Below are 8245 nucleotides of genomic sequence, written 5' to 3' on the forward strand. Positions count from 1 at the left end.
TGTGGCCTACCCCTTACGGCTCCCGCAACAAGAATAGCTGGCCGCCTGTTGCTCTTCCTGCCACCAAGCCGCAAGGCGCGCTTTCTTGAGCGGTCTGTCGGCACTGATTGAGCTGCCTTGTCTCGCGGCGGAATACCCAAAGGGCCGCCCGGAAGATCCAGGCGGCATCAATGGGGTCAGCAGTATCGGCGCAGAGTTCTTGCCGGGGGAGGCAGACGGTGGGGACCAGCTGCCGCTAGGGATGGCTCCTAGCCCGCCCCGTGAGATGATCATGCTTGGTCTGGATCAAGCCGTGACAGCAACGGATGCGCGAGTAGCCATCCCAGGCAACGGCGCTCTATTGGTCCGACCCCCACACCCCCAGCCTCGCCGCTGCGGCCTCGAGCAGCGCCACACCGCCCTCCTGCCATTGGCGCCGGGTCAGCAGCTTGGTCGCGTCCACCGGCGGCATCCCGAGCGCAGCGCCGATCTCGGCGGGCTTGGTGATGCCCCGTTCGTCCAACTCGCGGCCGATCGCCATCCGCAACCGGATGGTCTTCAGCTGATCCGCGGTACGGCGCCCGTTATGCCGATCGTGGCGGGGGAGGCTCCACGTCTTTGGTGATCACCGGATCACGCATCAAAGGAGCTCGCATTAGGGACGAAAAGCTGTTCTCCCTGGAACCTGTGTGAGGCAATAGCAGCCTGTCCTACAGGGCCAGTGACCCAATCCACAAAAGCCTGCCCAGCCTTCATCTTTACCTGCGGAAAGCGGACTGGGTTTACCACCATCACCCCGTACTGGTTGTACAGGTGCCGATCGCCCTCGACCAAGACATCCAGACCGCACTCCTTATGGAAGACGATCCAAGTGCCGCGATCGGTCAGGATGTAAGCTTGCTGGGCTGCGGCGGTGTTGAGGGCCGGCAACATGCTTTGGCCTACAGTCTGGTACCAGGATCCGCGGTCGCCGCTAGGATCCAGCCCTGCTAACTGCCAAAGCCGCAGCTCTCTGGTGTGGGTACCAGAGTGATCACTGCGAGAGATGAAAGGCGCTCGCGCTGCGACAATGCGGCGGAGCGCCTCTGCCGGGTCATGCAGGCCGCGGATGTTGGCGGGATCAGTTATCGGACCGGCTAGAACAAAGTCGTTGTACATCACCGGGCGGCGGCCGCACGGCGCAGCAAAGCCTTCTGCTACAAATCGCTCCTCCGCCGGCCGATCGTGTGTGAACACCACATCTGCTTGGCCTCGACGGCCAATATCTAGGGCTTGACCGGTGCCACACGCCACAACGTGCACGGCGATGTCGGTGAACCGGGTGAAGGCCGGCAGGATATGGCCGAACACGCCGGACTGCTCGGTCGAAGTGGTAGAGGCAATGGTGATGAAAGGTGCAGACTGCGGTTGCGCAAGCGCCGGCCGGGAGGAGGCTGTGAGCGAGGCGAAAAGCGCCGGGAGCGTGCGTCGCAGGATGGGCATGAAGCTTTATGAGCGAATAAGGCTGAATTCGTAAAGCTGAACCGTTGAGGAGGCAGGGAGAGGCGGACCGATGGCAGTCCGCGACCAAGGTGAGACAGTGCCTGGCTCCCTGCCGCAAGCAGTATGCCCGCCCTCTATCGAACCGAAGGGCCACGAGGATGGGAGACCTCATCACAAACTAGCCAAACGAGGTTCGCAGCGAGGCAAGCAAGCAAGCTTACTAGCTAGCCACGCTGCCGGTTGGCCCGCCTAGATGCCTATTGGCTCCGACACCTGCACCCCCAGCCGTGCTGCGGCATCCTTGAGCAGCGCAACATCGCCCTCGCGCCACTGATGCCGGGTCAATAGCTTGGTCGCCTCGGCCGGCGGCATCCCAAGCGGCGCCGATCTCGGCGGGCTTGGTGATGCTCCGCTCATCCAGCTCGCGGCCGATCGCCATCTTCAACCGGATGGTCTTCAGCCGATCGTCGGTTCGGCGCCGGCGCTCCTCGGGCGAGAGCTTCGGCTTCGCGGGCGGTATCTGGTCGTCGGGCGGCAGGCTCATGCCGCGCATGTTGGATGCCGTGGCTATCAGCGCCAGCCCAAGCAAGGAGTTCTGGTCTTAGTTACGTGCCAGATGGCCTCGGTTCGTTTGCAGTCCGCCCGACACAGCGCCCTCAACCTGGCCAATGCTGCGTCCGGCATACCGGCGAAAACCATGCCGTCCCGCTGCCGACGCTGCATCTCGAATTGGTCGATAACTTCAAGGTCGCCCTGGCTTTTCCCTTCGTGGCTGTCGCATTCCAGCTCCGGGCAGTAAGGCCCAATACCGGGACCGATCATGTATGGGGTGTCGCACATGCGGCATTGCATAGGCCTGCCCTCCTGCGGTGACGCGAGGGATGAACGCACATGGCGGTCACTTGGGTGCCGTGGGCGATGAGGAAGGGCTGAGGTCGGCGCTTCCTCACCTGCGGTAAGCCTCCCACCGAGCAAATCAGCGAATCGAAGCAGGGATTTCTACGGTAGGCCGCCTCGCACCGCCCTCTTCGTCAATGTGGATACCAGCAATTCGGCATCACCTCAGAGCGTCAGGTGACCTTCGAAGCAGCAATAGTCCTCCGGCCTTCCTTGGCCATCACACGTGTCGCCGGAACGCTCATCTCCACAGAAAGGCCAGTCCGATTCCAGCACCGCTCTATCGTGCCACCAAGTTGACCCCGCATGGTGGCGTCGACCACGCGTGAGCCAAAGCCACGGCGCACTGGGTTGCCTTCGATTGCTGGACCACCTGTTTCAATCCATCGGAGCCATAACGTTGTGGATGCGGCCGTGATGTCCATGTGCCAGCGCACGTCCACACGTCCGTCCGGCACCGACATCGCCCCATGCTTCGCGGCGTTGGTGGCCAACTCATGGAGCACCATGGCGAAGGGCTGAACCGCTTCGGGCACAAGCGCGACGGGAGGTCCACTAATCACCACTGTTGACTGACGTTGGTCTCGAACTTTCGGGCACGAGGTCACGTAGACAGCCAACTCTTGTTCTACAACGGTGTGAAGTTTGGCACCGCCCCAACCTCGCTCCGCAAGCAGCGAGTGAACGCGAGCCAGTGCACCTACACGGGCCTCAACAGCAGCCACGAAGGCTTTCGGGTCATCGCGTGGGCTCAAGCGCAACACCGACTGCACCACCGCGAGCACATTCTTGGCACGATGGTCTACTTCGCGAGCCAGCAACACGCGCCGTTCTTCATCGGCCTTGCGCACAGAGATATCGCGTATGATCCAGGTAAAGTACTGCCTGCCCGCCTCGTCATGCCACTCGGCAATGGAGAGCTCGATCGGCACCACCGAGCCATCCTTGCAGTAACCCTCCGCTTCGCGCTGTCCTTGCGTTTCTACGGCTGCGATCGCAACGGGATCGTCCGACTCAGTTCCGCTGACCTCACTGATCAGCATCGTCATGCTGGCCCCTATTGCCTCATCCTGGCTGTAGCCGAAAACCGTTTTGGCGGCAGGATTGAGAGACTGGATAAGGCCCCTGCTGTCGGAGACGATGATGGCATCGACAGCCGTGTCGACTACGGCGCGCAGCCGGGCCTCGCCAGCACTCACCGCTGCGGCCCGCGCCTGAAGCGCCTGATGGGCCTGCATGACCGCTCTACGCAGCCGCTCAAACTCGTGTACTCGAACCGGTGGCTCCTCAGGTTCGATTTCGCCCTCGCTGGACGCGACCCGCTCAGCCCTGCGGGTCAGCCAGGCTACCGGCATCAGGACGCGGTGACCTAAGCGTGCGGCGACGAAAAGAGCCAGTGCCAGCGAACCAAGACCGCCGAGTGCCAAGGTGGCAAGCGGTGTCTGTAAGCTGGCGTAAAAGGTGGCGTCTGGGGCTGCGACCATAATGGTCCAGCCGGGGAAAGGGGCGACGTGATGGAAAGCGGTGGTTATTCGAGCGCCAACTAGGTTCTCGCCGGTCAGCACGCCATCATTGCGGTTGCGAACACCAGCCATCACCCAATCACGCACTTGCTGGCCAACATACTGCTTTTGATCCGCCGAGCGGGCCACGATTGAACCGCGGGCATCGATAAGGCTCGCGTACACGCCGTCGTCAAACCCTTGCACAGCTAAAAGACGGGAGAGGCGTTGTGACTCAATGACGCTGCCCAATGCGTAGGTCACCTGACCACTGCGCATGACGGGAACATAAACGGGTGTCAGGAGCCGATCAGTCATCTGGCCCAGAATGGCGTCACCAACAACGGGACGACGAGTCTCGAATACCTGGCGGGCAATGTCGGATGTCTGGCGCACGGGTCGCTTGGCCTGCATGTCGGTGCCGAACGGGAAGTCGGTATGCAGCGGCATCGTGCCGTCAGGTTTGATCAGAAAGAGGCGGCTGGCGAGACCGGCAGCCACCCAGCCGGCACGCTCGTGAAATGCGCCAAGGTCAAGGGTGTCGCTGTCGAGATTGGTTGAGGTGCTGAGCGCTAAGAGGGATGCCGTGTAGATCTCGATTTCGCTGCCAACAGCGCTGGCGAGAGCGGCGGCTGTGTTTTGCAGCCTATCTTCGAAACTGCGGCGGTAGCTATCGACGGCGGCGCTGACGGCAATGGCCCCTACGGCAAAGGCTGGCAGCAGCGCTGAGACGACCAGTGCACCGAGGTGCGTCCGTAGCTTGGCCCGGCTGACCTTGGTCTTCACAAGCGTCTGCAATCCGTCGTCCTCAATGCGCTGCGCCTCCCGACGCATGACCAAAACAAATATATACCAAACTTAGAATGGCAACCCCAGGTTAAGCAGCTCTTTTATGTTGCGAACCCAATTTGGTGCCGCACCGGCGACAACTGGCAGGAATTTTGGTGCGAAATAAAAATAGTTTCGCCTCATGGGTTTTTTTGGGTGACACCCTGATCACACCGCCGCTAGAAGTTGTGCATGCCTGCTCATCACAGCCTCCACGTTGCGTTGACGGCCGAGCTATGCCGGTTTGTCGAACGCCTTACCGCATCAGGCCGCTATCAGAGTTCCAGCGAGGTTGTCCGTGCTGGTCTCCGCCTACTGGAGCGTGTGGAGACCCTTCCGCCCGCGATGCACGCTCCTAGTCCTACTTTCTCTACCTCGAGCGCCACTGATGAACAGCCGCAAGGTTGACCTCGCCCGGCATCGGCTGCCGAGCCCAGGCCGCTTGGCTGAACTGGTGCTAGAGAGCACAGCCGATTTCGCTGTGCTCACCATTTGCTTGGACGGCATCATAACCAGCTGGAACAGCGCCGCCGAGCGGGTGATGGGTTGGTCGGAAGCCAACGCAGTCAGCCAGCACGCCAGCATGATCTTCACGCCCGAAGACCAAGTGGCCGATGTCTGTGCAGGGGAGATGGTGCAGGCCCAGCGCTGCGGTCGGGCTGCGGACGAGCGGTGGCACATGCGCAAGGATGGTACCCGCTTTTGGGGCTCTGGCTCCATGACCCGGCTCGAAGACGATGAGACAGGCGAGCACATCGGCTACGCTAAGATCGTGCGCGACCGTACAGATCAGCATTTGGCTGGTGAAAAGCTCCGTGGCAGCGAAGCTGTGCTGCGGAACGTGCTGGAGAGTAGTGCTGATTGCCTCAAGCTCCTCGCCCCAGATGGGTGTGTGACATTCATGAACGCTGCGGGACTTGCAATGTTGGAGGTCAGCAGCTTTGCGGAGATCGCGGGTAAGGACTACGTCACCCTTTGGCCGGCGGAGCAGCAGGACGGCGTGAGAGCGGCGCTGGCCGAGGCTGCGGCTGGAGGAGTGGGTCGCCTCCATGGGTATGCACCGACCTTAAAAGGCGCAGCGAGATGGTGGGACCTTCAGGTCACTTCCGTACCGGGAGTGAATGGGCAGCCGGATTTCCTATTGGCCTCCTCACGTGACGTGACCGAGCGAGAGCGCTCGCGGGAAGTGCTGCGGGAGAGTGAAGAGCGCTTTCGGGCGTTGGCGGCCGCGTCGACGGCAATAGTTTGGACAACTGACCCTCAAGGACTGGCCAAGGAGGATTCGCCAGATTGGCGCGACTTCACTGGCCAGACGCCGGAGCAGTGGCTGAGCACGAGTTGGCAGGATGCAATTCATCCGGACGATCGCGTTCGCATCGTTGAGGCATGGACAAGGGCTGTTGCGTCAGGGACGCCACTCGATGCGGAATACCGGCTGCGCCGTGCGGATGGAGAATGGCGTCTGACCGCAGCGAAAGCGGTTCCGGTTCGCAGCGCAAATGGTGCAATCCGCGAATGGGTTGGGGCGAATGTCGATATTACCGACCAGCGCCGGGTCGAGGAGGCACGGTGGTCCATTGAGGAGCGCTACCGGCTGGCGGTGCGGGCCACCAACGACGCCATCTGGGACTGGGACCTAAGGCGTGATTACGTAGAATGGAACGAAGCGCTACGCGCGGCGCATGGCTATACCTTGGAGGAGGTCGACCCTTCAGGGACGTGGTGGATGGAGCACATTCACGCAGACGACCGCGAACGGGTCCGCAACTCAATACATGCCGCCATTGATGGCACCGGCACCCATTGGTCCAATGAGTACCGCTTTCAGCGTGCCGATGGCACCTACGCCGACGTGTTCGATCGCGGCTTCATGGTGCGCGGGCCGGGTGGCGAGCCGCTACGAATGATCGGCGCCATGCTGGACGTAACTGATCGACGGCACTCCGAGCGGACGCTGCAGCGACTTAATGAGGAACTCGAGGTTGAGGTACCACGTCGTACCGAGCAGCTTCGCCAACAGGAAGAAGTTTTACGGCAAAGCCAGAAGCTTGAAGCCGTCGGCCAACTTACTGGCGGGGTGGCGCACGACTTTAACAACCTGCTGACCGTCATTCGTTCGTCTGCCAGTCTGCTCCGGCGTCCTGATCTTTCGGAGGAACGACGGCGGCGCTACGTTGATGCAATCTCAGATACTGCCGATCGCGCAACAAAACTCACACGCCAGCTCCTGGCCTTTGCGCGTCGGCAGCCACTGTCGCCTGAGGTATTCATCGTTGGCGAACGGGTTCAGGGTGTTGTCGAGCTTATCCGCCCCCTTGTTGGAATGCGCGTGGTGATCACGGCGTCCAATGAGTGTGCGGACTGCGCAGTTGAGGCTGACCTCAACCAGTTCGAGACGGCGCTGGTCAATCTGGCGGTCAATGCACGCGATGCAATGGACGGCGAGGGGCGCCTGGCTATGCAGACCTGGCTTGCTACCTCAGTACCGGCGACGCGTGGGCATGCGGGCACGCCAGGCGCCTTCATTGCGGTTTCACTATCCGATACAGGTGCCGGGATCCTGCCCGAGACGCTCGGCAGGATCTTTGAGCCCTTCTTCACCACCAAGGAGGTTGGTAAGGGAACCGGGTTGGGGCTGTCACAGGTTTATGGCTTCGCCAAGCAGTCCGGCGGCGAACTCCACGTCGAGAGCAAACCTGGTGAGGGCTCGACCTTCACGCTCTATTTGCCCCGCGCTGATACCAAGCTAATGCTGACGATCCCAAGGCCCGATGCAGAAGCCGAAGCATCAGTGATGAACCGGCGAAATGTGCTGCTTGTCGAGGACAACACCCAGGTCGGCGAGTTCGCGCGGCAAGTATTGGAAGATCCTGGTTTCCTGGCTACTTGGGCACCGAATGCCAAGGTTGCTCTGGCTCTCATGGACGAGGACGCAAGCCGCTTTGATGTGGTGTTCTCGGATGTGGTGATGCCTGGAATGAATGGAGTGGACCTCGGAAAAGAGATCCGGCGCCGTTGGCCGGGCCTGCCGGTCATTCTAACCAGTGGCTACGGCCACGTACTGACAGAGGATGGAGCCAAGGGCTTCGCGCTCTTGCACAAACCTTATTCTCCTGAAGACCTGTCAAAAGCGCTCCGCCACCTGGGATAGGTACCGGCGAAAGCGAAGTTGGTCTAAAAACGCTAGCTTGCATTCCTTCTGGAGAGCGCGTTCAGGCGGTGGCAGAGGGACGAAGCCCGCCTGAGTGATCCAGGCCTACCCCTGCAACAAAGTAGAAGATGGCGAATCTCAGGAACTCAGCCTGCTTCGCTTGGTTCGTTCTCTACTGGCCCATATGAGCGGCTCAGGCGCGATTGGACGGGCTTAGTATGGCAAAAAGGAGCGAGGGTAGCGCTACGCCCGAAGATCTCAGTAACTCTCAGTGTCCATCCGGGAACAGATCGAGTGATTTGAATCGGTTGTGATTGGCTGCCGGCGGGGGGTGCGGGAAGAAGGGCGTCCATGTGGACGCCCGAGAACCGGCCAAAATACGACCGCAGCAAGCTGCGCTACCCGA

General features: G+C 61.2%; 5 protein-coding genes. 2 read left to right on the forward strand and 3 right to left on the reverse strand.

What is annotated here, in order from left to right; translation table 11 throughout:
- Nucleotides 1-337: 337 nt before the first annotated feature.
- From JMJ56_RS24935 to JMJ56_RS24945, 3 genes are all read right to left on the reverse strand, one after another.
- A complete protein-coding gene (locus JMJ56_RS24935) occupies nucleotides 338-526 on the reverse strand; it encodes a hypothetical protein (RefSeq protein WP_202834465.1) in 189 nt (62 codons plus the stop codon).
- Between the two features lie 86 nt (nucleotides 527-612).
- Nucleotides 613-1461, reverse strand: a complete 849-nt coding sequence (locus JMJ56_RS24940) for a substrate-binding domain-containing protein (RefSeq protein ID WP_202834466.1) — start codon at nucleotides 1459-1461, stop codon at nucleotides 613-615.
- A 1070-nt stretch (nucleotides 1462-2531) separates the two neighbouring features.
- Nucleotides 2532-4658, reverse strand: coding sequence for a PAS domain S-box protein (locus JMJ56_RS24945; RefSeq protein ID WP_202834467.1), 2127 nt, complete (start codon nucleotides 4656-4658; stop codon nucleotides 2532-2534).
- Nucleotides 4659-4880: 222 nt separating this feature from the next.
- Between JMJ56_RS24945 and JMJ56_RS24950 the strand changes: the two genes are divergently transcribed.
- On the forward strand, nucleotides 4881-5096 hold the full coding sequence (locus JMJ56_RS24950; RefSeq protein ID WP_202834468.1) for a type II toxin-antitoxin system ParD family antitoxin: 216 nt from the start codon (nucleotides 4881-4883) through the stop codon (nucleotides 5094-5096).
- Entirely contained in the window at nucleotides 5077-7839 is a 2763-nt protein-coding gene (locus tag JMJ56_RS24955; protein WP_202834469.1) for a PAS domain-containing hybrid sensor histidine kinase/response regulator, read from the forward strand. The genes JMJ56_RS24950 and JMJ56_RS24955 overlap by 20 nt, the downstream gene beginning before the upstream one ends.
- Nucleotides 7840-8245 lie beyond the last annotated feature (406 nt).

This window comes from Belnapia arida, assembly GCF_016773205.1.
Taxonomy (GTDB): Bacteria; Pseudomonadota; Alphaproteobacteria; order Acetobacterales; family Acetobacteraceae; genus Belnapia; species Belnapia arida.